This is a genomic window from Cellvibrio sp. PSBB023, from assembly GCF_002007605.1.
In the GTDB taxonomy this organism is placed as follows: Bacteria; Pseudomonadota; Gammaproteobacteria; order Pseudomonadales; family Cellvibrionaceae; genus Cellvibrio.
This window is the reverse complement of record NZ_CP019799.1, coordinates 3,992,849-4,015,839: the sequence shown is the minus strand read 5'-3', so window position 1 is coordinate 4,015,839 and position 22,991 is coordinate 3,992,849. Positions and strand designations below refer to the sequence as shown.

At 49.2% G+C, this 22,991-nt stretch carries 20 protein-coding genes; 4 read left to right on the top strand and 16 right to left on the bottom strand.

The window, feature by feature from the left end; genetic code table 11:
* Positions 1-6: 6 nt before the first annotated feature.
* The 7 genes from B0D95_RS17245 to B0D95_RS17215 all read right to left on the bottom strand — a co-directional run bounded on the left by B0D95_RS17245 (position 7) and on the right by B0D95_RS17215 (position 8,054).
* Entirely contained in the window at positions 7-639 is a 633-nt protein-coding gene (locus B0D95_RS17245) for an energy transducer TonB (protein ID WP_078045056.1), read from the bottom strand.
* Positions 639-1,046 (bottom strand): biopolymer transporter ExbD, encoded by a 408-nt coding sequence (locus tag B0D95_RS17240; RefSeq protein WP_007639985.1) that lies wholly within the window; start codon positions 1,044-1,046, stop codon positions 639-641. Before B0D95_RS17240 ends, B0D95_RS17245 begins: the two co-directional genes overlap by 1 nt.
* A 28-nt stretch (positions 1,047-1,074) precedes the next feature.
* The gene (locus B0D95_RS17235) at positions 1,075-1,590 is read right to left on the bottom strand and encodes a MotA/TolQ/ExbB proton channel family protein (protein ID WP_078045055.1); all 516 of its coding nucleotides are present in this window, start codon (positions 1,588-1,590) and stop codon (positions 1,075-1,077) included.
* 17 nt (positions 1,591-1,607) lie between these two features.
* Entirely contained in the window at positions 1,608-3,017 is a 1,410-nt protein-coding gene (locus tag B0D95_RS17230) for a MotA/TolQ/ExbB proton channel family protein (protein ID WP_078045054.1), read from the bottom strand.
* Positions 3,018-3,029: 12 nt separating this feature from the next.
* Positions 3,030-3,785, bottom strand: a complete 756-nt coding sequence (locus B0D95_RS17225; protein ID WP_078045053.1) for a DUF3450 domain-containing protein — start codon at positions 3,783-3,785, stop codon at positions 3,030-3,032.
* A 51-nt stretch (positions 3,786-3,836) separates the two neighbouring features.
* The gene (locus B0D95_RS17220; protein WP_078045052.1) at positions 3,837-6,275 is read right to left on the bottom strand and encodes a TonB-dependent siderophore receptor; all 2,439 of its coding nucleotides are present in this window, start codon (positions 6,273-6,275) and stop codon (positions 3,837-3,839) included.
* A 279-nt stretch (positions 6,276-6,554) separates the two neighbouring features.
* Positions 6,555-8,054: an adenosine deaminase gene (locus tag B0D95_RS17215; RefSeq protein WP_246841645.1), complete on the bottom strand. Its 1,500-nt coding sequence runs from the start codon at positions 8,052-8,054 to the stop codon at positions 6,555-6,557.
* A 349-nt stretch (positions 8,055-8,403) separates the two neighbouring features.
* On the opposite strand from B0D95_RS17215, the gene puuE reads away from it, so the two are divergent.
* The 4 genes from puuE to B0D95_RS17195 all read left to right on the top strand — a co-directional run bounded on the left by puuE (position 8,404) and on the right by B0D95_RS17195 (position 12,894).
* Complete coding sequence (gene puuE, locus B0D95_RS17210) at positions 8,404-9,348, top strand: allantoinase PuuE (protein ID WP_078045050.1); 945 nt, start codon at positions 8,404-8,406, stop codon at positions 9,346-9,348.
* A gap of 1 nt (position 9,349) precedes the next feature.
* Positions 9,350-10,126: a ribonuclease gene (locus B0D95_RS17205; RefSeq protein ID WP_168172474.1), complete on the top strand. Its 777-nt coding sequence runs from the start codon at positions 9,350-9,352 to the stop codon at positions 10,124-10,126.
* A gap of 26 nt (positions 10,127-10,152) precedes the next feature.
* Positions 10,153-10,821 carry a cupin domain-containing protein gene (locus B0D95_RS17200; protein WP_246841644.1) on the top strand — a complete coding sequence of 223 codons (669 nt, stop codon included), beginning with the start codon at positions 10,153-10,155 and terminating at the stop codon, positions 10,819-10,821.
* 180 nt (positions 10,822-11,001) lie between these two features.
* On the top strand, positions 11,002-12,894 hold the full coding sequence (locus B0D95_RS17195; protein ID WP_078045048.1) for a methyl-accepting chemotaxis protein: 1,893 nt from the start codon (positions 11,002-11,004) through the stop codon (positions 12,892-12,894).
* A 359-nt stretch (positions 12,895-13,253) separates the two neighbouring features.
* Here the strand turns inward: B0D95_RS17195 and B0D95_RS17185 are convergent, their stop codons facing one another.
* From B0D95_RS17185 to xdhA, 9 genes are all read right to left on the bottom strand, one after another.
* Positions 13,254-14,177: a S9 family peptidase gene (locus B0D95_RS17185; RefSeq protein ID WP_078045046.1), complete on the bottom strand. Its 924-nt coding sequence runs from the start codon at positions 14,175-14,177 to the stop codon at positions 13,254-13,256.
* Positions 14,178-14,221: 44 nt separating this feature from the next.
* Positions 14,222-14,524 (bottom strand): DUF1330 domain-containing protein, encoded by a 303-nt coding sequence (locus B0D95_RS17180; RefSeq protein WP_078045045.1) that lies wholly within the window; start codon positions 14,522-14,524, stop codon positions 14,222-14,224.
* 21 nt (positions 14,525-14,545) lie between these two features.
* Complete coding sequence (locus tag B0D95_RS17175; protein WP_246841643.1) at positions 14,546-15,796, bottom strand: urate hydroxylase PuuD; 1,251 nt, start codon at positions 15,794-15,796, stop codon at positions 14,546-14,548.
* On the bottom strand, positions 15,784-17,139 hold the full coding sequence (gene guaD, locus B0D95_RS17170) for a guanine deaminase (RefSeq protein WP_078045044.1): 1,356 nt from the start codon (positions 17,137-17,139) through the stop codon (positions 15,784-15,786). Before guaD ends, B0D95_RS17175 begins: the two co-directional genes overlap by 13 nt.
* 64 nt (positions 17,140-17,203) lie before the next feature.
* On the bottom strand, positions 17,204-17,542 hold the full coding sequence (uraH, locus tag B0D95_RS17165) for a hydroxyisourate hydrolase (protein ID WP_078045043.1): 339 nt from the start codon (positions 17,540-17,542) through the stop codon (positions 17,204-17,206).
* A gap of 82 nt (positions 17,543-17,624) precedes the next feature.
* Positions 17,625-18,128, bottom strand: a complete 504-nt coding sequence (uraD, locus tag B0D95_RS17160) for a 2-oxo-4-hydroxy-4-carboxy-5-ureidoimidazoline decarboxylase (RefSeq protein WP_078045042.1) — start codon at positions 18,126-18,128, stop codon at positions 17,625-17,627.
* Positions 18,129-18,158: 30 nt separating this feature from the next.
* Entirely contained in the window at positions 18,159-19,019 is an 861-nt protein-coding gene (gene xdhC, locus B0D95_RS17155; RefSeq protein ID WP_078045041.1) for a xanthine dehydrogenase accessory protein XdhC, read from the bottom strand.
* Positions 19,006-21,390, bottom strand: coding sequence for a xanthine dehydrogenase molybdopterin binding subunit (gene xdhB, locus B0D95_RS17150; protein ID WP_078045040.1), 2,385 nt, complete (start codon positions 21,388-21,390; stop codon positions 19,006-19,008). Before xdhB ends, xdhC begins: the two co-directional genes overlap by 14 nt.
* Positions 21,383-22,885 carry a xanthine dehydrogenase small subunit gene (gene xdhA / locus B0D95_RS17145; RefSeq protein ID WP_078045039.1) on the bottom strand — a complete coding sequence of 501 codons (1,503 nt, stop codon included), beginning with the start codon at positions 22,883-22,885 and terminating at the stop codon, positions 21,383-21,385. The genes xdhB and xdhA overlap by 8 nt, the downstream gene beginning before the upstream one ends.
* Between the last annotated feature and the right edge of the window lie 106 nt (positions 22,886-22,991).

Genomic DNA, 22,991 nt, shown 5'->3' with positions numbered 1-22,991 from the left:
TAAAAGCTATTGACTCAATTTGAAATCAATGGTCTGACGCGCACGTTGCGCTTCGGGTTTACCGTTCACAATTTTCGGGCGGAATTTCCAGCGCTGCATGGCTTGAATTGCGGCCTGGTCAAATAACCGTGGCGGATTGGATTCAATGACTTGCACATCAGCCACCGTACCATCGGGGCGAATCGTTACCGCCATGGTCACCTTACCTTCCAGTTTTGCTTGCTTGGCGCGCTGCGGATAAGCCGGAGGAACACGCACTACCGGAATCACATCGGTATCAAAACCGGACATGCCATCACCAGCAGATAAAGTGCCGAGAAAAGGCCCAGAACCTCCGCTGACTTGCGTACCGATTTTGGGCATATCCATATTTAAATTGGTGTTGGTTGCCATCATCTGATTGCTCAGGTCGGGCACATCCGGTGGCGTTTCCGGCGGCGGCGGTGGCTCCGGCAAACGACGATCCTTGGTATTCACATCGTCGTTGCTGGTATCCACCCGCACAAAATTTAAATAGGTGTGGCTTTTATCCGGTTCCTGAAACATGCCATCCGTCGCAATCAATGCCTGCATGGCGACAAACACCAGCAGCCCAAGCACTACGGCTGCCACCAGGCTGAAGCTGTATTTCGCAAGCATTAGTCATTCTCCGACGCAACCGAAACCGATGTCGCACCGGCGAGGCGCGCCTGATCCATAACATCAATCAAGGTGTGAGTATTGGAATCCTGATCGGCCACAATAATGACGGACGCACCGGGGTTTTCAGCGAGGGATTTTTCCACGTTGGCGCGAATCGCACGCTTATCAATTTGACGCTTATCCATAAAAATTTGATTCGCGGCCGTAATGCCAATTTGAATTGCATTGGATTCAGTAACCACCGAGGTTTCCGCCTGCGGCCGTGTGACATCCACACCCGATTCTTTTACAAACGTAGAGGTAACGATAAAGAAAATCAGCATGATGAACACCACATCGAGCATGGGTGTTAAATCGATTTGCGCTTCGTCTTCTTCATTCATTAAAAAACGATTGTCACTCATAAAATTCTCACTTGTCTAAAGGCGACCGTTAATGAAACAGAGGCATTGCCGCCGCGTTCTCGCGCAGTTCGCGCTGGTAGCGACGATTTAATTCCGTCATAAAGGGAATGCCCACCAGGGACAACACCATACCGGCCATGGTGGGAATGGTGGCCGCACTCACCCCGTTTGCCATTGCGCGCGGGTTGCCTGACCCCAGGTAAGCCATCACTTCAAAAACCTGAATCATGCCGGTCACGGTACCGAGTAACCCCATCATGGGCAGCAGTGCAATCAGTGCAGGAATTAATTTCAGATTACGCAACATTAAACAATCCAACTCCGACAACAACTGTTTGCGCTGCTGCTCGGCAAACCATGAAGATTTATCGCTGCGCGCCTGCCATGCAGCGCGATTGCGCGCGCGGAAGGCCGGGTATTCGCGCAGATAAAACCAGTAGCGCTCAATGATCAGGAAAAACAACCAGAAACTGATGAACATAATGGCCCAGAGCACATTGCCGCCGGTGTTGAGAAAATCACCGAGAGATGTAAATAATTCCATGACGGCGTATCTCCGCGTTAGGCTTTGGACTGGGCAATATCAACCGCTTTTTCAGCGATCATGCCCGACGCTTGCTCACCAATGACTTTGCTGAGTTGTTGCGCGCGGCTGCTGAGCATATTGCTCGACAACAACAGCGGAATTGCGACCACCAAACCTTGCACTGTGGTTACCAGCGCTTGCGAAATTCCGCCCGCCATGAGTTTTGGATCACCTGCACCAAAGAGGGTGATGGCCTGGAAGGTGCCGATCATACCGGTCACTGTACCGAGCAATCCCATGAGCGGTGCAATGGCGGCGAGCACTTTGATGGTGGACAAACCTTTGCGCAGTTCGGCGAGGTCTTTAAAAATAACTTCGTCGAGTTTTTTACTGAGCACATCCAAATCTTTCAGGTGTTTGTTTTCGTAGTAGGCGAGCATCATGCGGCCCAATGGATTGTCGTTAGCAGGGTGCTCCATGTCTTTCAATTGTTTCTTCATCAGCGACGATATACGGCCCAATTTAATCATGCGCTCAAGCACCACCAACAAACCGATAATGCCCAGTGCAATAATCGCATAACCCACCTGTTGGCCTTGGTCTACACGCTCCATAAAACTCGGTGACTGCACTAACAATCCAAGCAGCGCGCCGCGCGAAGGATCCAATGCAAAACCGACAGAGGTATCGCCTGAACTTTTGCTGAGATCAGCCGCCGTAGAGCGAATGGAACCGCTAGGCTGACGCGCCAATTCAACCAGTTGTTGGCTGTCTGACACATAATTTAAATATTTATCGCCCGAGACAATATTGAATGTACCGATACGAGTCACTGGCGCCTTGTAGCTTTCACCGCTGGGTTTTACTACTGTGGTTTCAAAGCGACTGACCGTGCCTGACAGCGACACTTCTTGCAGCATCAAACTCCACAGCTGTTGCATTTGGGTGATGGTGGGAACTTCTTTGGTTTCCGCCAGGGATTGCAACAAAGCAATGCGTTCCGGGTGCTCTACCGAGATAACCGAATCAAACAGCATTTGTTGGGTGTCGCCCGCCATTTGACGAAATACACCAAACAGCTCGCCCAAATTCCCGGTGCGTTTATCCAATTGGGTGGATAATTCAGCCAATTCATTTTCATTGGCATCAAATACGGATTGCATTTCGGCGCGCAATTTTTCTTGCGCCGCCAATTTGTTTTGCACATCCGCCAACATGGCTTGCTGCTCACCGGCCGCTGCACGGAAACGTTGTTCACGCTCTGTGTTATGGGTCGCTTCCGCTGTGACTTCTTTGTTAATTTGTTGGTACAGGCTTTTTAAGGCATCGCCAGTTTGGGCTTGCGCACTCACCGCTGCGGTAAGCGCAACGGCACTGGCAGTCAGCACCAGGCCAGCTGCTGCGTTACTCAAAATATGACGAGCGAATTTCAACGTAGGTTTCATAAACAGGATTCCTTACTGGGCAGGCACATTGACAGGGAGAGTCAACAACTCAGGCGGTGTTTGTTTGCGCGCAATACGCAAACCATCGCGAACAGCAGTGCGATAACCCGCATCCAGTGTTTCCCACCCACCGCGTTTGGTATTCCAGTAACCACTTTCGTTGCCATCCAGTGTTTGGTAATACAAGCCCACACGACCGACACGCAAAAAATCTACCGTGCGCGCTTCATTGCTCACCACTAATTCACCGCGATAAGCTTCAATGGTACGGCCATATTCCACTTCCACCAAATAGGCTTCCATGATGCGGCGATATTTTTCACCCGCCGTTACATCGGCGCGGTCAATTAAGGTTTGCAGATTAGCGACGCGCTCTTTGCGCTCGTCTTTCAAAAAGGGGACATCCGCATCAACTAATTCGGTGAGCGTTTTTGTCATTTTCAACATTAAGGGCAGCGCGCCGGTTTCAATAATGTCGATTTCAGACGTCTGGCGCTTGATGCTGGTAATTTCATTTTTTTGCGAGGCGATCAGTTTTTCCATTTGCTGGTTGTAAATGGTTAAACTTTCCAACCGCTGGGAGGCGGTGCGATAAGTTTGCAACGCATCTACCGTTTGATCGGCGAGCTTATCAATGCGCTGTTGGCTGGCAGCCGCATTTTTATCAATCGTTTCCTGCTTTTGCAGGCTATCTTCTACGGCGAAAGCCGGGTGCGCGAGCAGGGTAACCGCGATCAATGCAGCTCCCAAGGGTTTACGCAAAACCATAATCAACCTCAATCAAATTGCGGGGCTCACAGGAGCCCCGTGTAACATGGATTAAAACTTGAAGGATGCAGAAGCCACAAAATTGCGTGGCAATTCAGGTAATACAATGGTGCTACCAAACAGGTCAGGGAAGTTCGCGCGGAAGTAGCGCTCGTCAGTCAGGTTTTTACCCTGCAAACTGAATTTCCACGCATCCACTTCGTAGCTGATGCCCGCATTCAACAAGGTGTATGACGGCAATTTCACGCCTCTTGAGAAACCGGAGTAAGTAGCATCAGCATGAACGGTACTCGCTGTTACACGAACGCCATTTCCAAAATCATAAGCACCCGTCAGGCTATACATATTCTCCGGAATACCGGATTTAAGCGCAGCCTTATCGTCACCCACCAACGTGAGGCCTTGCATCACATAGCCGTAGAACAACGATGGATCTGTCACGCCCGTTAAATCGCCAGCGCCGACAAAACCAAATTGGGTTCCATTTTCCAGAGCTGTAAGGTTGGTAATTTCCAAATGCGTCATGGCGGCAGTTAAGGTGAAGTTACTGGTCACCAGGAAGCGGGCTTCCAATTCATAACCTTCTGATTGGGTAGTGCTATTACTGACCTGATCCTGTGCACTGTAGTTACTGCGAGTTTGTTCAAAATACGCTGTGGCTACATACAAACGGTCATCAAAGAAACTACCCTTAACGCCCACTTCTTCCAATTCCGAATCCGCCAAGGCGTTACCGGCAGCGGTGCCATCTGCATTCATAATCAAGCCGGGTGCAATTTCTGAGCCCTGCCCCATCACGATGGTGGTTTGCGTTGATTTGGTCACATAAGGAGTGAAACCAAAATCAGTGGTGTAAGACAAGCTTGCAGTCCATGAACCACCTTCATCTTTATCTTCGGCAGTAAAGTCAGCAGGATTCCCCTCGATTTTTTCACCTACCGATTTTGATGTCATATCAAGCAGGTCATAGCGAGCGCCAAGCAACACACCCAACTTTTCAGCAATGGTGTAGTCCGCTAAAAATGCCAGACCATAGTCAGTAAAATCACCTACCAGATAATTGGAATAATCGGAATCAGTTACCGTTGCCAGTAACTTTCTATCTATTGCGGTAGAAGGCTTGCTCAAATCACGACGGTCAAAATATTCGTAATTAAAATCGTCACCTTGTTTAAAATCGGTGTAACGAATGCTTGGCGATATCTGATAGTTGGCTTTAATTGCTGAGCCATGCTCAGTGTTGAATGCAAAAATCAATTGATCTTCAAACGCATAAGTATCTACAAATTGCGAAAATCCATACGCGTTTTCATTGATGTTTTCCAGTGACTCATAAAACATTTTGTTGGTGATGGTGAAGCTGTCGTTCACTGCGTGAATCGCATCGAAATACAGGGTTTGTACGGTGGTCACCAATTGGTCTTCCGGAGCCACCAATGTTTGGCTGCCCTTCAGTTTGGTGGTGCCTGGATTTTGCAATGCCCAGGCTGGGTCCATGCTGCTGTTAGTAGCGCCAGAGGCAGGAACAAAGAAGTTACTCTTGTCAAAGGTATCCTTCCATGCGCTGTATTCTGCAATCGAGTTGTAACCATCGCCATCAGTATCCACTGAAGTGGGCGAACCGGTAATGTAAGTGCCGTTATCAATTAAATCCTGGGTTAAGCGGTTCCAACCGGCCACTTGGTTGCCATCATATTCGTGATACATACCGCCAAACTCCAGGCGGGTTTTATCACTCAAATCCATATTGAAGGAGGCTTGCAAAATATTCTGGTCGGTACCGGAGTTTTCGTAATAACTACCAGAGTTTTCGGTTTCCGCGTAAATATAGTAACCCAAACTTTTTTCGCCGATAGAAGCAGGGCCACCTACTTCTGCACTCAATACGTTTTTGTCCCAACTGCCGCGAGTCATGGAAATTTCACCGGCAGGTTTTTCCAAGTACTGACCGGTTTCCGCACGTGCAGACTTGGGCTCGAAGTTGAGGTAACCACCAATTTTGGAAGGACCATAAATGGGTGATGCCGGGCCGCGCACAATATCGATACGGTCGGTCGCACCAATGGGCGTTGGGTAGTTACCGGGGTTATTCACACGGCGCACACCACGGAAATACACTTCACCGGGGGTACCGCGCACATCCAGAGAACCGGCAACACCAAAGAAGGACTGGGTAAACGCGCCGGGAGAAATCAACACCAAATCATCAATATCGTTGATGCTAAAATTTTCCATCATATCGGCACTGACGGTAGTCACGCCGCGCGGGGTTTCCAAAATAGTTTTACCAAAACCAAATACAGATTTCACCGGCTCGGTGGACATAACACCCATAGTGTCTTCTACCTGACCTTCAGCGGTGTAGGTTTCCAACTCTACTACGTCATCTTTTTTGGCTTCTTGTGCAAGAACAGCGGGAGCAGCCATAACGCAACCAAGGCTGATCAATAACGCGAGTTCTTTCGGTTTGAATCGTTTGTGCATGATCATGAGGGAACACTCCAAAGGTCTAATAATGATTACCTGAAACAACAAACCAGATTTAGCAAGCGCTGTGCCATTTCCTGTCCGATTGGTTACATTTTTGATAAAAATGATTTATATCCTTAATAATCAATTAGTTACAAACAACAAAAACCGGTTCACTTGCTCATTAATCAAAAAAATGGAATACAGACAAAGAACCGCAGGAAAAATAACGATCACTGATGAAGCAAAAACAGACGCCATGCACCAGGATAAAAAGCCAACTTGGTGCACAGCAGGGTATTAACGCAAATCACACACCGCGTAGCGTTTACAGGTGAAGCCGTAAGACACAGGCGCACTGGCTTTTAAACCCGCTACACCTTTACTGCGAAATTGCTTTTCAAACTGGGCCGCACGTTGGTTGTAGGTATCGAGCAATTGCTGCTTGATATCGTCTTCCACAAAACTGTATTGCAGCGAGTTGCGGCTGAGCAGCAACAACTCTTCCCAGGACAAATTAAATTCCTTCACCGCAACAAAAAATTCATCGGTGATATTGGAATCCCACATGCCGCGATCATCAGTAGAAAGAGCCACAGGGATGCCCAGGCGCAAATATTCAGGGAAAGGATGCTGTGAATAATCGCTCACGTATTCGAGCAATAAATTGGAAATCAAATTGATTTCTATCAGGTAGGGGCCGTGACGCATTTGTCGCAGCAGATCATTGTCGGTAATTAAATTAATGCCGTGACCGATACGATCGGCACCGAGCATAATGGTGTCGCGAATGTGATAGTTGGGCTCATCCACTTCACCGGCATGCACCGACAAGCGCACATTGTTGTACTTCTGGCGCAGCTCGCGCAGGGTTTTGGTAAAGCGCAGCGGGTAGCCTTTGTCGTTGTCTTCACGACCTACCATATTCACCGCCACATACAAATCGCGATGGCGCGACACTATGTCGTAAGAAGCTTTTAATTGCTCTTCTGCATTGGGCGCGAAGCGCAGGATGGAATCCTGGAAGCGCACCGTCACACCAGTGGCTTTTGCATCGGCTTGCGCTAAACGCTTGCGAAAAATTGCTACTGCCTCATCTTCGCTAATGGCACTGCCATCGGGTTTAAAATAGCCGCCCGCCTCTACCATCACTTCCAAATAGATCAAGCCTTCATCGCCAAAGGCTTTCATATTTTTGTACAGCACTTCGGCAATTAAATAAGGGCTGTGTAATAACTGATCCAAACGCTGCCAATGGGTTTGAAAAAATTCATCGCGTCCTTCATGGTCATGATCGAGCATGACACTTTGTACCCAACCGGCTTTTTCCTTCTCGGTCAACTCTTCCAAGCGTTTGTATTCGGCTTTTTCACAGTCCGGCAATTGATTGTAGGTAGACTCCGTTAAATTGTTGAACAACATTAAATAGGGACGACGGGCAAATTCATTGTTGCCAAAATCGCGGCAATTATTGATGCGCACTTTGGTATAAAAACGGTAGCCGTGCTCCTTTTGTGCCAGTGCCAGGTCGTACCACCAATCCGCCAATACCGCACCGCTGATGTGGTTGTGCAAATCGCCCCCTTTGGGCATGGCATACAAAAAGCGATACAACTCCTTATCGGTCGCGGTGGCTTTGAATTGTTCAAACCAATGGTCTTTGGTAATTACCCGATCACTGGCGGGACTACCACTGAGCGCACTGGCACTCATGGCGGTCAGCCCGCCCAGTGCAATAACGGCGGCTAAAGCAAGGTCGCGCCCTGCACCACAAAGGCTGGTCATACTTGGCAATTGCATAAGCGAATTCTCTAACTGTCTGGGAGGTTGATTGATATAAAGAAAGGAACCATCCCCCAGCCCAATGCAATTGTGATACCAGCCAGTAGCATTCGGCGCCAGAGCAAGAGCGCACCGTCACTCCCCCTGAAAATAACCTGTCCAATCGGACAGGTTATGCTTTTATCTGGTGCATGTTTTTGCTTTTTGCCCAGTAATATTGCGGCTTTCGCCCAAATAACCCGCCAAACCCCAAGGCTGGTCGATAACACAGAATTTGTAGACTCTGGCACAGAGTTTGATACACAGAGAGTCTGTAGCGATTGTGAAATATCGCCGGAGTCAAGCCATCAGCGATTGGAATTCTGTTATGCCCGAGAGAGATAAACCCGCCCATTACCCACGCGATTTAATCGGTTATGGCAGCAACCCGCCCCATGCCAACTGGCCTGGCGGTGCGCGGATTGCCGTGCAATTTGTGATTAATTACGAAGAGGGAGCCGAGAATTGTGTGTTGCACGGCGATGCCGCGTCAGAGACATTTTTATCGGAAATTATTGGCGCACGCGCCTTTGAAGCGCGCCACATGAGTATGGAATCGCTCTACGAATACGGTAGCCGCGCTGGCTTTTGGCGCCTGCACCGCCTGTTCAATAAATACCAATTACCCGTCACCGTTTACGGCGTGGCCATGGCGCTGGAGCGCAACCCGGATGCGGTCGAGGCAATGCTGGAATCCAACTGGGAAATTGCCAGTCACGGCTACCGCTGGATCGATCATCAATTTATGCCGGAAGAAATAGAGCGCGAACACATTCGCACCGCGATTGAAATTCATACCCGCGTGACTGGCTCACGCCCACTCGGTTGGTATACGGGCCGCGATAGCCCAAACACTCGCAAATTGGTTATAGAACAAGGTGGTTTTTTATATGACTCGGATTCCTACGCCGATGACCTTCCCTATTGGACGCAGGATCATGCCGAACTCAACAATGGCAAACCCCATTTAATTATTCCCTACACCCTGGACAGCAACGACATGCGCTTTGCCGCCGCTCAAGGGTTCAATTGTGGCGATCAGTTTTTTACCTATCTCAAAGACAGTTTTGATGCGCTCTATGCCGAGGGAGACATTGCGCCCAAGATGTTAAATATTGGTTTGCACTGCCGCATCATTGGCCGCCCTGGTCGCATTCAATCGCTGGAAAAATTTATTCGCTATATCCTGCAGCATCAAGATGTGTGGATTTGTCGACGCGATGCCATTGCCCGGCATTGGCACCAGCACCACTATCCCACAGGAGCCAAATAATATGGCGCAGCGAAATCCGCTCACCCACAAAAATAGCAACCACTATTTTTCTCGCCTGTTGTTATTGATTAGCGTGTTATTAACCTTTATCGCCCTGCTCAGCATTAGCCAAACCTTACAAGCGCAGAGTTGTAAATTACCCGATAGCGCCGCCACTGATTATGACTTTGCCATGGCAAAGGATAATTTTGGCCCCAACCCCAATGCCACCACCGACTATTACAAAATGGCCGTGAATTGGTCTGAGGATTACTGCACTCGCCTCAGCATTACACTCGCCTCGGAAACAGACCCGACCACACTGGAAAAATTGCACAAGGACAATGCCTTCCAATGTTTTTCCGACCAACAATTTGGCTGGGTATTGCACGGTTTATGGGCTTCCTCTTGCGATGGCAAAGGGCTTGGACGCTGCACTGATCTAAAAGATATTCGCAAACACCCGCGCTTTTGCGGCGGCGATTTACCCCAACTTCCCTATAGCGAGATAGAACCTTATTTATGCATGTCTCCCAGCGCCGCACTGCTACAAGCAGAATGGGAAAAACACGGCGCCTGTGACTTCACCTCCGCTACGGATTATTTTGAAAAATCCCGCCAATTGTTTACCGCCCTGCGCTACCCGCCAGCCACCATGAGCCATCAAAAACTGGATCGTTGGATGAAAAAGAACAACCCACAGCTCGTTAACAAACGCCTGCTGTATCGCGGCAGTGAAATGTATATCTGCTACAACACCGCCTTTGAATTAATAGACTGCCCGCGCATCGCCAACTAATTATTTCTCATCAAGGACTCAACCTAATGTTTTCGTGTTATTCACATACCAACTCACCGCACCCACTCACCCGCCTATTGCGCAGCGCATCTATTGTGCTGGGTAGCGCGCTGTTATTATCAGCGTGCAGTACTCAATTGCTACAAGAAGATACGAAAAACCAACCCGCCAAACCCAGCGCAGAAATGGTTGCCAAAGCATTAAACTTGTCCGGCCATCTTGAGGGCGGATTTTATCGCCGCACCTACCAAGCCGACGACTATGAAACACTCTCTACTGAAAAAGGTGAACGCTTTATTCTCACGTCCATTTTTTACATGCTCACCCGTGAATCCCCTATTGGCCATTTTCACCTTAACAAATCTGACATAGTGCACTACTACCATATAGGCGACCCCATTCGTTACACACTGATTTATCCCGATGGAAAATTGGAACAAGTGATTATGGGTAGCGACGTTAGCAAAGGCGAACTATTGCAACTCACGGTAAAGGGCGGGATTTGGAAATCATCAGAATTATTACCCGGCGACTATGGTTACGGCTTAATCAGCGAAGCCGTCGCCCCCGGTTTTGATTATGCGGATATGATTTTAGGAACCAATGCCTTATTGAAAGAGAAATTCCCACAACATTGGCATATCATGGAACCATTAATTCAAGAGCAAGCGATTAAACACCCCACAACGCGATAGAGAGCCTATAAAAAACCAGCTTAACGGCTGGTTTTTTATGTTAAGCCATTGATATAGCTTCAGTTACAAATTATTACACCATGCCACGGAATAGCACTTGGCATTTGCTGAATTGATCTATACTTTCCGCACCCCTTATTGACCTCAATGCAGCCCCGCACCACGCACAAGGAAATCACCATGCACTCTACGCTTAAAACACGCCTGCTTTTTAGCAGCCTTGTTGCGGTATTAATTACCGTGATCACATTAGTTGGCCTGACGGCTTATTCTATTCGCAACCACTCCCTGACAGAAACGCAAGGAGAAATAGATCAATTAGCCACCACGTTTGCCGGCGGTATAGGGCAGTGGATACAAGACAGAAAAACAACTATTTCCAGCCTCAAATTAATCATTGAAGCAGATCCCGAAACCAACATCCGTGCGCATTTATTGCAGGCTCAACACTCGGTGCAATTTGGCTCCACTTTTTTTGGCAGCGAAGCTGGTGTGATGATGTATCAGGACACCGCACTGGATAACGCCACTATGGATCCGCGCACCCGCCCCTGGTATCTGGATGCAAAAGCCTCAGGCACGCTTGCGATTACGGCGCCTTACATTAGTTCATCGCTGAAAAAACAAGTGGTGACTATTGCTGAGCCGGTGATGGTTGATGGTCAACTTTACGGTGTGGTTGCTGCCAATTTAACGATTGAACAATTAACCGATGCAGTATTACAACTAAAAGTACCCGGTAATGGCTACGGCATTATGGTGCATAAAAACGGATTAATTATCAGCCACCCGGATAAAGCATTGAATGAAAAACAAACCACCGTCATCACACCTGATTTCACACCAAACTGGCTGTCACAAACATCCGGCAGTAGTGCACTGAGTGAGCACACACTTGAGGGCGCGGTAAAACTCGTATACACCACCACTGTTCCAAACACAGATTGGGTATTGATTTTTGTGATGGATAAACAGGCCATCATGGCGCAATCCACCGAGCTTGCCTGGATTATGTCCGCTACTGGTGGTGCACTGATTGTATTGTTTGGCATTCTGCTTATCGCTATTTTCAAAATACAGTTCCGCGATTTGGAGCGAGTGGCAGAGGCGCTCAATAATATTGCAGAGGGCGAAGGCGACCTGACAGTCAGCATTAAAACAGCCAATCAACACGATGAAATTGGCATGCTTGCTTCCGGCTTCAACCGGTTTGTGGCGCGGTTGCACGGCATGATTTCCCGGATGCATGATATAGCTGGTCAATTGGAAAGCCAGGCAAAAAATAGCAGTCACGCCGCCATACAAACCAGCCAACGCATTGAGGTACAACAAGATGAAGTGACCATGGTCGCAACCGCGGTCACCGAAATGGCCACCGCCACAGAAGAAATTGCCAGCAATGCAGATCACACGGCGCAAACCGCAAAAGATGCAGTAAGCCTGTCAGATCACGGCCAACAACAGGTAACGAAAAGCCAGTCCTCTATTCGCGCCTTGGCTCACGAAGTGGAAACCGCCAGCGCCATTATTAGTGAACTCAATGCCCACTCGCAAAAAATCAACAGTATTTTATCAACCATTAGCGGCATTGCAGAGCAGACGAATTTATTGGCCTTAAATGCGGCAATTGAAGCAGCGCGCGCCGGTGAACAAGGAAGAGGGTTTGCAGTGGTGGCCGATGAAGTGCGTGTACTGTCACAGCGCACCCACTCTTCAACCCAAGAAATTCAAGCGATGATTGAAACCCTGCAACAAACTGCTGCCAAGGCGGTGAAGTCTATGACGCAGAGCCATCAAATGGCTGATACCAGTGTGAGCGACGCCCATTCGGCCAGTGAGAGTTTAGTCAAAATCAGCCGGGCCATTCACGATATTTCTGATATGGCGATTCAAATCGCCACCGCTGCCGAAGAGCAAACCTCAGTCACCAGCGAAATTAATCGTAACACCGAATCCATTCGCACCGTATCAGAAAACCTTTCATCGGAAGCTCAGACGGCAAAGGCCCAAGCACAGGAACTCGCTCGCCTTGCCGCGTCACTGCAACAGGAAGTTGGGCGCTTTAAACTGTAAAAACAGTACAGCTTCCGTAAAATAAAAAACCAGCTTGATTGCTGGTTTTTTTATCGCTTAACAAGAAATTATTTCTCTCTGTTTCTTATTTCTATTGCAATATTAGCCAGTTGTTTTGCGATCTCATTATTACTCTTTACAATTTCTTGTTGCGACACTGAAATTCGTTTTATCGATATAACCATAACAATAAACAAACAAATGATTAACGCATACACTGCCAACATACCTAGCATTACCGCTGACCCTAATACAGAAAACATAACTTCCCTCACAACAAGTTGAAAAACTTTCTCATTAAACGAGAAAATACATCAAAAATCAACTTGCCGATTAATCCATTGATTCACAATAAACACTTATAAATTTCGCATAAGCCAGTAAGTGGTTATTGACAGTACCGACTCCGCCGTAGACTGATCTTCCGCCAAGCCATTGGCGGTAGCTGACCCCAACACATTGAACATATGATCGGCACCTTTGATCAGGTGCAGTTCGGCGTTGGTAGTACCGACGTGATTAATGAGTTTGATGGAGGAATCATAGGGCACCAGCGTGTCGGCGGTACCGGCAATGGCCAGTAAGTTTCCGTGATAATTTTTAAAATTGTCCAAACTGCTATTGGCTTTAATTTCTTCAAACCATTGCAAACCAAAATTTAATGGCGCGCTACGCCAGGGAAATTTTACAACGGCAAAACCATTGGCTTTTGCCTCTGCGTAGTATTCGTCAAAAAAGAATTGGAAAACGCCTGTGCCATTGCCACCCACACTGGACCAAGCGACCAGTGATTTAATCCGTGAATCTTTTGCAGCGACTAGCTGTGCAATCAGGCCGCCCTGACTGAACCCCACCAAGCCAATACGCTGTGTATCTATAGTTGGTTGGGTAACTACATAATCCAGCGTGCTGATAACATCGCGCTGGGCGCTGGTGAGATTGTAAAAGCGATAATCCACGGGGCTATCGCCCGTACCGGCAAAATCAATACGCACTGAAGCAATGCCCACCTCGGCTAAATAAACAGCCAGACGTTGATACAAACCACCCACTTCATTTTTCTGCGATGCCGTGCCATGCAGCATCACTACAACAGGAAATGGTTTATTACTTTTCTGTTTCGGCGTTACCAGAATCGCAGGAATTTTGTAGCTGCCATTGTCAATAGATAATGATTGTTCAATATAAGCAGACCTTGTGACATCCGGTTTTACAGCACAGCCATTCACAGCAAAAAAAGTACACAAGATAACGAACAATGTAATCGGGTTTGAGCGCATCATTTATTTCACCAAAGTAATTAATACTATTACCAATAGCCGCTGACTCAGCCGGTATAGTCCACACTGCCTTCCACAATAATCATATTCGCTGTTGCATTGGCATTGCGCAGCGCGTGAATAGGCGCATAGTCCGCACAAGTCGCCCAATGATTGGCAGTGGCCAGGTCGGGAAATTCCATCACGACCAAACGCTTGGGCTTCCACTGGCCGCTAATAACCTCTGCATTGGCACCGCGCACTAAATATCGGCCATTGCAGGCAAACACTGTTGGGGTAATTTTGGCGAGATATTCGCGATAGTTTTCCGCGTTATGCACCTCAATATCCACAATCACATAAGCAGTCATATTGATTTCTCTCGCGGATAATTATTGCTTACTGAGCCAATCGATCAGGGTCTTACGCTCCAGATCGGTCAGTTGATGAAAATTTCCCAGCGGCATATAACCCGATGTTAATGCCGGTAGTGCACGCACTTTTTGCGCGGCGAGCTGCGCTGTCGAGTCAATAATTAAACCGGCCGGTGCTGCGGCAAACCCGGGCTGGGTGGGCACGGCGGCATGGCAATTGGTGCAGTGAACTTGTACCAATTGCGTAACACGTTCTTCCACACTGACAGGATGCTGTACGCTGGCAGCAATATTTTCTGCAACGATGACTGCCGAATTTTTTGCTGCCTCTTTAGCCGCAATAGTTGCGGGTGATGTGATTGCCATAAGCATAGCAATCAATACCAGCCCACTAAAACTGCTCAGCAAAATAACAGGCTTTATCACACCCAAATGTTTAAGATTAAAAAAGTGCCGCCCCCATGCCAAACACAAACCTATAGCGATCAATACCAACCAGGAATAAGTGTGGCTGTACAAAAAAGAGTAGTGATTACTGAGCATGCAGAAAATTACGGGCAAGGTTAAATAATTATTATGGGTAGAACGCAACTTGGCGAAGGCCATAGCGCAGGTATCCGGTGCCTCATTGTTACTGACGGCGGCAATAAATTTGCGTTGCGCAGGCATAATGCCCCAGAACACGTTGCCCGCCATCCAGGTTGCGATCATAGCGCCCACATGCAAATAGGCAGCGCGCGGTGAAAATAACAGGTGCGCCAAATAACTTGCAGTGCTGATCACCAGCAATAACACTGCCGCAAATAACAGCCCTCGCTTGATCAAAGGTGTACGCAATAATAATTCGTATAACGCTTGGCCACCGAGAATGAAACTAATACTGGCAACCACCGCCCAACCCGGCGATTGAATCAGCGTGTTGTAGCCCACCAAATACGTTTGTGCTTGCAGGTAGTACATTAAAATTAACAAGCCCGTACCACTTAACCAGGTGCTGTAAGCTTCCCACTTGAACCAGTGCAATTTGTTCGGCATAACTTCCGGCCGCAAATGGTATTTGGCCACTTCATAAATGCCGCCGCCGTGAATAGCCCACAAATCACCTTTCACGCCCTTGTCGGCTTTCCATTGCGGCGGCTCGCGCAAACTTAAATCCAGCCAAATAAAATAAAAGGATGCACCAATCCAGGCAATTGCAGCGACCACATGAAACCAGCGAAAGGCCAGGTTCAACCATTCCAACAGTAAACCATTCATTAAATCGCCCATGACAAGCTTCCCTCTGCAGCGGTACGGCTAAACATTTTCTTACCCATCACATAGGTGTACGCAATATTGTGTTCATCGCCCAAGGTCATTAAAGCAAATAATTTTTCTGCCACAGTCAAAGTGGATGATTGGCGCAGCCGTTGTAATGGTGTTGCGCCCGGATTAATCACAATAAAATCGGCCTCTTTACCCGGTGCAAAATTCCCCAAGCAATGGTCCAATTGCAGTGCGCGTGCATTACCCAGTGTGGCCATATAAAACCCTTTTAACGGATGCAAATTTTGCCCTTGCAACTGCAGCACTTTGTAAGCTTCAGCGAGGGTTCGCAATTGCGAAAAACTGGTGCCCCCACCGACATCGGTTGCCAGGCTGACAGGTATACCGGCGGCTTCCAAGCGCGCCATATCCAGCAAGCCGCTGCCCAGAAATAAATTGGATGTGGGACAAAACGCAATGCCCGATCCGGTCTGAGCCAAACGCGCCACCTCCTCATCACTTAAATGGATACCGTGCCCAAACACACTGCGTGGGCCGAGCAAACCATATTGATCGTACACATCCAGATAATCGCGCGCGTTCGGGTAGAGTTGTTTGATCCAGGCAATTTCTTGCAGGTTTTCGGAAAGGTGGGTTTGCAAATACAAACCGGGATATTGCGCATAGAGTTTTCCCGCTACCGCCAATTGTTCTGGCGTGCTGGTAGGAGCGAAACGCGGAGTGAGCGCGTAGAGTTGTCGCCCCTGTTGGTGCCAGCGCTCAATTAACGCGCGACAATCCTGTTCACTACTCGCCGGGGTATCGAGCAAATAATCCGGGGCATTGCGATCCATCATCACTTTGCCGCCGATCATGCGCAGATTCATTTGTGCCGCTGCAGTAAAAAATGCGTCTGTTGATTGCGCAAATACCGTGGTGTAAACCATGGCAGTGGTGGTGCCGTTTTGTAGCAGGAGCTGTAAAAATTCCCGCGCCGCTTGCGCTGCAAATTCAGCGTCCGAAAAACGCGCTTCCGAGGGAAAAGTATAATTGTTTAACCAATCCAATAATTGTTCGCCGTAGGAGGCGATAACACTGGTTTGCGGGTAGTGGATATGACTGTCAATAAACCCCGGCATTATTAACTGGTCGGGAAAATGCTGGCAGGATTGCAAATCGAATCCTGCGGCGGCCATTGTTTGTGCATCACCCAGGGCTTTTACGCGCCCCTGCTCAACCAGCAGTACACCGTCCTCAAAATATTCAATACCGACACCCGTCATTGGATCGGGGTTGTCGGTGAAATGTAAAATGTTTGCGCGAAACGCTTCTATCGCACTTACCCTACTTCCCGCAGCATCACTCATAACCAGCCTTAACATTCAATAAATCAAAAAAAACCATCAACACACAATATTCATTTTGCCGTCGCTAACTGCCGCGATAAGTGGAATAGCCATAGGCATTTAATAATAACGGCACGTGATAATGCTCCTGCGCATTTTCCACGCGAAAAATCAGTTGTATTTCAGGGTAAAAATTACTCAGCGCCTGACGCTCGTACCAAGGTGCCACCGCGAAATGCAGTAAATAATTCCCGGCGTGAATATCAAATTGCATTTCCCACTGCATAATGCGCCCGTCGTTATCGGTAGTGGCACTGGCGATGGGTTCCTGCGTATCCAACCGGTGCAAGGTAACGCGTACGCCGGCAGCGGGCTTGCCGTTATCCAGGTTAAGGATATGGGTTGTAATTGGGGCTTTTTGCATAATAGCTTCTCTTGGTTAACGCCACCGGTGGCGGCACAGATGTTCCATTCCATTTATCACACACTAGTCCACTTATCACACACTAGTGTTCTGCATCGATCATGGTGCAGAGCCGCAGTTGTAAAATTTTTCCCTGTTCCAGCGCTCCGTTAATCAATTCATCGCGACGCGAATTGTGGATGCGCGCTTTTAACAGAGCCAACATTTCCTCTGCCGATTTGCCGCTGGCGCAGACAATAAAAATAAAACCGTTTTGTTGTTCATATACCTGATTCAAGGTATAGAGTTCCTGAATAACTGCATCACTCGCCGCCAGCACTTGTCCCTGCTCTTGCGTGGCGCGCCCCGCGTAGCGAGAGCGCAGCAATTCGATATCACCAATGCGCGCGTGCCCTGCAAAGGCTTCCAGAATTTCAGCTTCATTGGCGCGCGCCCACACTTGCTGCGCGGCCATGAGTAAATCTTCACATTGCAAAAAAGGTCGATGCGCCGATACCGTTTCCGCCCACTGCTGACAATGGCAGCAGCCATAGAGCGCACTCACTGCATCCACAGCGGGCAACTGATTGAACTCATCCAGCGTCATGATGCCTCTCCCTGCGCAAAGTGCTGTGGATTATTCGCATAGAATCTCCGTGGTCTTTTGCTCTTGTAACAGGGTTTTAATATCGCGCCAGGAACTGGAACTGCCTGTTTGCGGCGCTTGATTGTGGTAGTACAAAGCTTGTAACTGGGCGGCGATAGATACCGCTACTTCCATGGGCAATTTGCCTTTCACTTCCGGCAAACCAATCGGGCTGTGAATTTTTTCTATTGCTGCTTCCGCAAAACCCGCATCACCTAAACGTTTGCGAAACCGCAATGCTTTGGTTTGCGAGCCAATCATGCCAGCGTAGGCCCAGCGTTGATCAGACAAGAGGGTTTTGCACAGTGCAAAATCCAATGCGTGATCGTGGGTAAAAATAATTACCCAACTGTTGTCAGGCAGCTGCGCAATCTCAGCGGTGGGATCGGCATAAAATTCGTAGCGGCAATTGGCGGGCAGCGGTGTTGTCATTAATTCCGGGCGATTATCAATCACGCGTACCTGACACGGCAGCCCGGCGAGAATGGTGACTAAGGATTGACATACATGGCCCGCACCAAACAGCGCAATTTGCCAAGTGCAGGCCGCAAAACATTCCAACATCACCGTGACATTGCCACCGCAACATTGTGCCGCCTCCGCCGCTAATGGAATTGCTTTTAATACTTGGCAATTTTTATTTTGCGCGAGCAATTCACGGGCTTGTTGCACCAGTAAAAACTCCAACTGACCACCGCCAATGGTGTCGTAAGTGACATCGGCGGTGATGACCATCTTGCTGCCGCCATCGCGTGGTGTTGAGCCTTGGGTATTAATAATGGTGGCGATCACATAGGCGCTACCACTTTGCTGGCAGTGTTGAATCGCGGCTGACCAATTAAGTGTTGCCATTCACCTTCACCTCGCTCTTAGTCTCTCGATCAATAAAGGCCGCGCATTCTTGCAGCGCCCAATAAATTCGCTCGGGGGTTGCTGGTGTATCCAGGCGTGGGCTGAATTGATAACCGGTTATGCTGCTACAGGCATCGCGCAGTGCTGACCACACACAAATCGCCAGCATTAACGGCGGCTCACCCACGGCCTTGGATAAGTGAATGGTATTTTCCAAATTTGGCTCATCAAATAATTCCACGGTGAATTTTTCCGGCACATCAAACGCGGTAGGGATTTTGTAATTGGCTGGGCTATTGGATATAAGGCGACCTTGTTGATCCCACAATAATTCTTCTGTGGTGAGCCAGCCCATGCCTTGGATAAATCCACCTTCAATTTGGCCAATATCAATGGCTGGGTTAAGCGATTTACCCACATCGTGCAACACATCAATTTGCTCAACTTTGTATTCGCCGGTTAAACAATCCAGCGTGACTTCCGCCACCGCCGCACCATTGGAAAAATACAAAAATGGCTGGCCTTTGGCCTTGGCACGATCGTAGAAAATTTTCGGGGTGCGGTAATGGCCGGTGGCCGAGAGCGCAACACGATTGAGATAGGCCAATTTAATAAATTCGGCAAAACTCATGGCCTGCTCACCCAGTACGACTTGATCCTGTACAAAACTAATTTGTGCTGCGTCCAATTTAAAATGCTCAACGGCGAAGGCAATTAAATCCGCTTTGATTTTGTCGCAAGCATCTTTAGCGGCCATACCATTTAAATCGGTGCCGGATGATGCTGCGGTGGGTGAAGTATTGGGCACCTTGTCGGTGCGGGTGGATGACACCATCACCCGCTGCACACTGACACCAAAAGCGCTGGCGACAATTTGTTGGATTTTGGTGTAAAGCCCCTGCCCCATTTCCGTACCGCCGTGATTAATCAGCAGGCTGCCATCGGTATAAATTTGCAAGAGTGCACCGGCTTGGTTGAGGTGCTTGGCGGTAAATGAAATCCCGAATTTTACCGGTGTTAATGCCAGCCCTTTTTTCAGGGTGCGATGGCTTTTATTAAACTCGGTGATAGCAACGCGGCGTGCACGATAGTTCGAACCTTGCTCCAAACGTTCGATTAACGCGGGCAGTACATGCTGCTCAATTTTTTGCCCGTAGGGCGTTTCATCTGCACCGGGCTGGTAGAGATTGGCTTTGCGAATATCCAGCGGGTCTTTACCTAAATAGCGCGCAATATCTTCCACAATGGTTTCAATCGCCATCATGCCTTTAGGGCCACCGAAACCGCGAAAGGCGGTATTGGACACCGTATGGGTTTTGCAGCGCACACCCAGAATGCGCGCGTTATTTAAAAAATAGGCGTTGTCCGCATGGAACATGGCGCGGTCGACAATACCTTCGGATAAATCGGCCGAAAAACCGCACTTACCGGCGAGCAACATATCCACACCGAGTAATTTTCCTTCATCATCAAACCCAACGCGCCAGCGATTTAAAAAGTCGTGGCGCTTGCCGGTTTGCACCATGTCATCGCGGCGCGGCATGCGGTAGCGTACCGGGCGACGAGTGCGCTGTGCAAATAGAGCCGCAATGCAGGCAAGCGGTGCCGCCTGGCTTTCTTTGCCACCAAAACCACCGCCCATGCGCCGCACTTCCGCCACGACGAGATGAAAGGGAATGGCGAGCACTTCTGCCACTAATTTTTGCAATTCAGTGGGATGTTGTGAGGAACTGATGACATGAATACCGCCATCTTCCGTTAGCCGCGCTTCACTGATTTGTCCTTCCAGATAAAAATGTTCTTGCCCACGCACATAAATTTCGCTGCTCAATTGATGCGGCGCCGTGCTGATACTCGTGTCCGGATCGCCGAGTAATAATTGGTGCTCGGGCAGTACAAAACTGTGCGCTGCGAGGGAATCTTCCACTGTTAATTGTGCAGGTAATTCGTCGTACTCAATGCGCGCTAACAATACCGCGCGCTGCGCCGCTTCAAAACTGGTGGCCGCTACTGCAAAAATAGGTTGACCGATAAATTCCACCAGGTCGCCCGCCAATAATGGATCGCCCGAATAGACCGGCGCGACATCGACCTTACCGGGAATATCACTTTGTACAATGACATCAACTACACCCGGCGCATTTTTTACCGCCGTTAAATCCAGTGCGACAATACGCGCGTGGGGTTTGGTGGACTGGCCAGTGGCGACAAATAAGGTGCCGGGCAGCAGTGGCAAGTCATCGACATATTCCGCGGCGCCGCGCACGTGTTTGTGTGCGGATTCATGGTTGGTGGAATGACCAACACCGCCGTTGGATTGCGGCTCCAGAGTTGCCGGTGATAATTCCGCGTTGGTGATTAATCTACGCATGGGCAAACAACCTCGTTTCAATCGCGAGGCCTGCGGCATCAGCAGCTAATTCGTAACAGGCTTTTTTGAGCAGGTTGCAGGCCATGGCCAAGCGATAAGCCGCGCTGGCGCGCACATCGCTCAAGGGCGAAAATTCACTGCGCAACAGATCGCAGGCTTGCTCAAGAATCTGTTCATCTACTACGCCATTCACGCACCAATTCACAGTCGATAAAAATTGTTCCGTGGCACTGGCGCGTTTTGGAATTGCCGCCATACCGCCAAACGCAATGCGATAATCGCCCGCCGCCGGGTTCCAATAAAAAGCCCCCATCACCGCAGAAATATCATCTTCATAACGCTTGCTGAGTTTGAAGAGTTTTAACGGCGCCGCCAGTGTCGCGCGTGCAATATAAATACGCGCAATGTACTCGCCGGTCATCAAACTGGTTTTTTTGTAGTCGCGATAAAAGTGTGTCAACTTTTCGCGGCGGGAATCGCCACGGCCATTAATAATTTCTACTTCGGCATCCAACACTAATAAATAAGGCGGGCTATCAGCGATGGGCGAGGCATTGCCAATATTGCCGCCCAGGGTGCCGCGATTGCGAATTTGCCGCGAGCCCAAACGCCCGAGCAAGGCAACGAATTCCGGCGAGAGATCGCGCAGGGATTTTTCCAACTGGCTGTAACACACCGCCGCGCCCAGAATCACCTCCTGCTCATTCACGTCAACCTGCTGCAAACTTGCCACGCGATTCAAATCAATCACCTGCGGCAGGATTTTGTATTGCTGGGTGACCTCCAACATAAGGTCAGTCCCGCCGGCTAACAAACGCGCCTGGGGATGGGCATCCAACAACTGCTGCAATTCCGCTTCAGTGTGCGGCTGCCAATAACCACTCCCTTCGCCTTGCAACAACGGCGCAGGAATAGGCGCTGCTGACTCAGGCGTTATGCTCGCTAACGGTGCATCCGGCACCCACTTTTGCACAAAACTGGCCACTTGGGCAGGTTTTTTAAGGGAAGCCATTCCCGCCGCCACAATCGGGCGATAACCAGTGCAGCGACATAAATTTCCCGAGATAGCATCAATCACAGCGGCGCGCTGTACGGCTTCATCGGCCTGTGCCAGAACGGCGCCTTGGTTGAGCTGTAGGTTGGCCAGCGACATCACAAAACCGGGGGTGCAAAAGCCGCACTGGGAGCCGTGACATTCCACCATCGCGGCCTGCACCGGGTGCAGGGAATCGGCGCTGGCGGCCAGCGCTTCCACGGTGATCACATGGCAATCCTGCAGGCTGCCGAGCGGGCAAATGCAGGCATTTATCGTGCTGTACACCAGGCCCTGCGCGCTTGGGCGCCCGACCATCACGGTGCAGGCACCACAGTCACCCGAGGCACAGCCCTCTTTAGTGCCCATCAATTGTTGACCGTTGCGCAGGTAGCGCAGCAGGGTCATATCCGCTGCTGCATCCCGCTCGTCAATCGGCTTATTGTTTACCGCAAACCGCACAATACATCCTCCACTCACGTGCCCTGACCGGGTATTTTTGCCCCGATGGCACGGCTAAAAAAATCGAACCTGATATCGCCAAAGCAAAAGTCTGGCCAAACAGACA

What these genes read in the sequence shown, in the direction of transcription:
- B0D95_RS17245 (WP_078045056.1), bottom strand. Translation starts at nt 639, where the DNA reads ATGCTTGCGAAATACAGCTTCAGCCTGGTGGCAGCCGTAGTGCTTGGG.
- B0D95_RS17240 (WP_007639985.1), bottom strand. Translation starts at nt 1,046, where the DNA reads ATGAGTGACAATCGTTTTTTAATGAATGAAGAAGACGAAGCGCAAATC.
- B0D95_RS17235 (WP_078045055.1), bottom strand. Translation starts at nt 1,590, where the DNA reads ATGGAATTATTTACATCTCTCGGTGATTTTCTCAACACCGGCGGCAAT.
- B0D95_RS17230 (WP_078045054.1), bottom strand. Translation starts at nt 3,017, where the DNA reads ATGAAACCTACGTTGAAATTCGCTCGTCATATTTTGAGTAACGCAGCA.
- B0D95_RS17225 (WP_078045053.1), bottom strand. Translation starts at nt 3,785, where the DNA reads ATGGTTTTGCGTAAACCCTTGGGAGCTGCATTGATCGCGGTTACCCTG.
- B0D95_RS17220 (WP_078045052.1), bottom strand. Translation starts at nt 6,275, where the DNA reads ATGATCATGCACAAACGATTCAAACCGAAAGAACTCGCGTTATTGATC.
- B0D95_RS17215 (WP_246841645.1), bottom strand. Translation starts at nt 8,054, where the DNA reads ATGCAATTGCCAAGTATGACCAGCCTTTGTGGTGCAGGGCGCGACCTT.
- puuE (WP_078045050.1), top strand. Translation starts at nt 8,404, where the DNA reads ATGCCCGAGAGAGATAAACCCGCCCATTACCCACGCGATTTAATCGGT.
- B0D95_RS17205 (WP_168172474.1), top strand. Translation starts at nt 9,350, where the DNA reads ATGGCGCAGCGAAATCCGCTCACCCACAAAAATAGCAACCACTATTTT.
- B0D95_RS17200 (WP_246841644.1), top strand. Translation starts at nt 10,153, where the DNA reads ATGTTTTCGTGTTATTCACATACCAACTCACCGCACCCACTCACCCGC.
- B0D95_RS17195 (WP_078045048.1), top strand. Translation starts at nt 11,002, where the DNA reads ATGCACTCTACGCTTAAAACACGCCTGCTTTTTAGCAGCCTTGTTGCG.
- B0D95_RS17185 (WP_078045046.1), bottom strand. Translation starts at nt 14,177, where the DNA reads ATGATGCGCTCAAACCCGATTACATTGTTCGTTATCTTGTGTACTTTT.
- B0D95_RS17180 (WP_078045045.1), bottom strand. Translation starts at nt 14,524, where the DNA reads ATGACTGCTTATGTGATTGTGGATATTGAGGTGCATAACGCGGAAAAC.
- B0D95_RS17175 (WP_246841643.1), bottom strand. Translation starts at nt 15,796, where the DNA reads ATGGGCGATTTAATGAATGGTTTACTGTTGGAATGGTTGAACCTGGCC.
- guaD (WP_078045044.1), bottom strand. Translation starts at nt 17,139, where the DNA reads ATGAGTGATGCTGCGGGAAGTAGGGTAAGTGCGATAGAAGCGTTTCGC.
- uraH (WP_078045043.1), bottom strand. Translation starts at nt 17,542, where the DNA reads ATGCAAAAAGCCCCAATTACAACCCATATCCTTAACCTGGATAACGGC.
- uraD (WP_078045042.1), bottom strand. Translation starts at nt 18,128, where the DNA reads ATGACGCTGGATGAGTTCAATCAGTTGCCCGCTGTGGATGCAGTGAGT.
- xdhC (WP_078045041.1), bottom strand. Translation starts at nt 19,019, where the DNA reads ATGGCAACACTTAATTGGTCAGCCGCGATTCAACACTGCCAGCAAAGT.
- xdhB (WP_078045040.1), bottom strand. Translation starts at nt 21,390, where the DNA reads ATGCGTAGATTAATCACCAACGCGGAATTATCACCGGCAACTCTGGAG.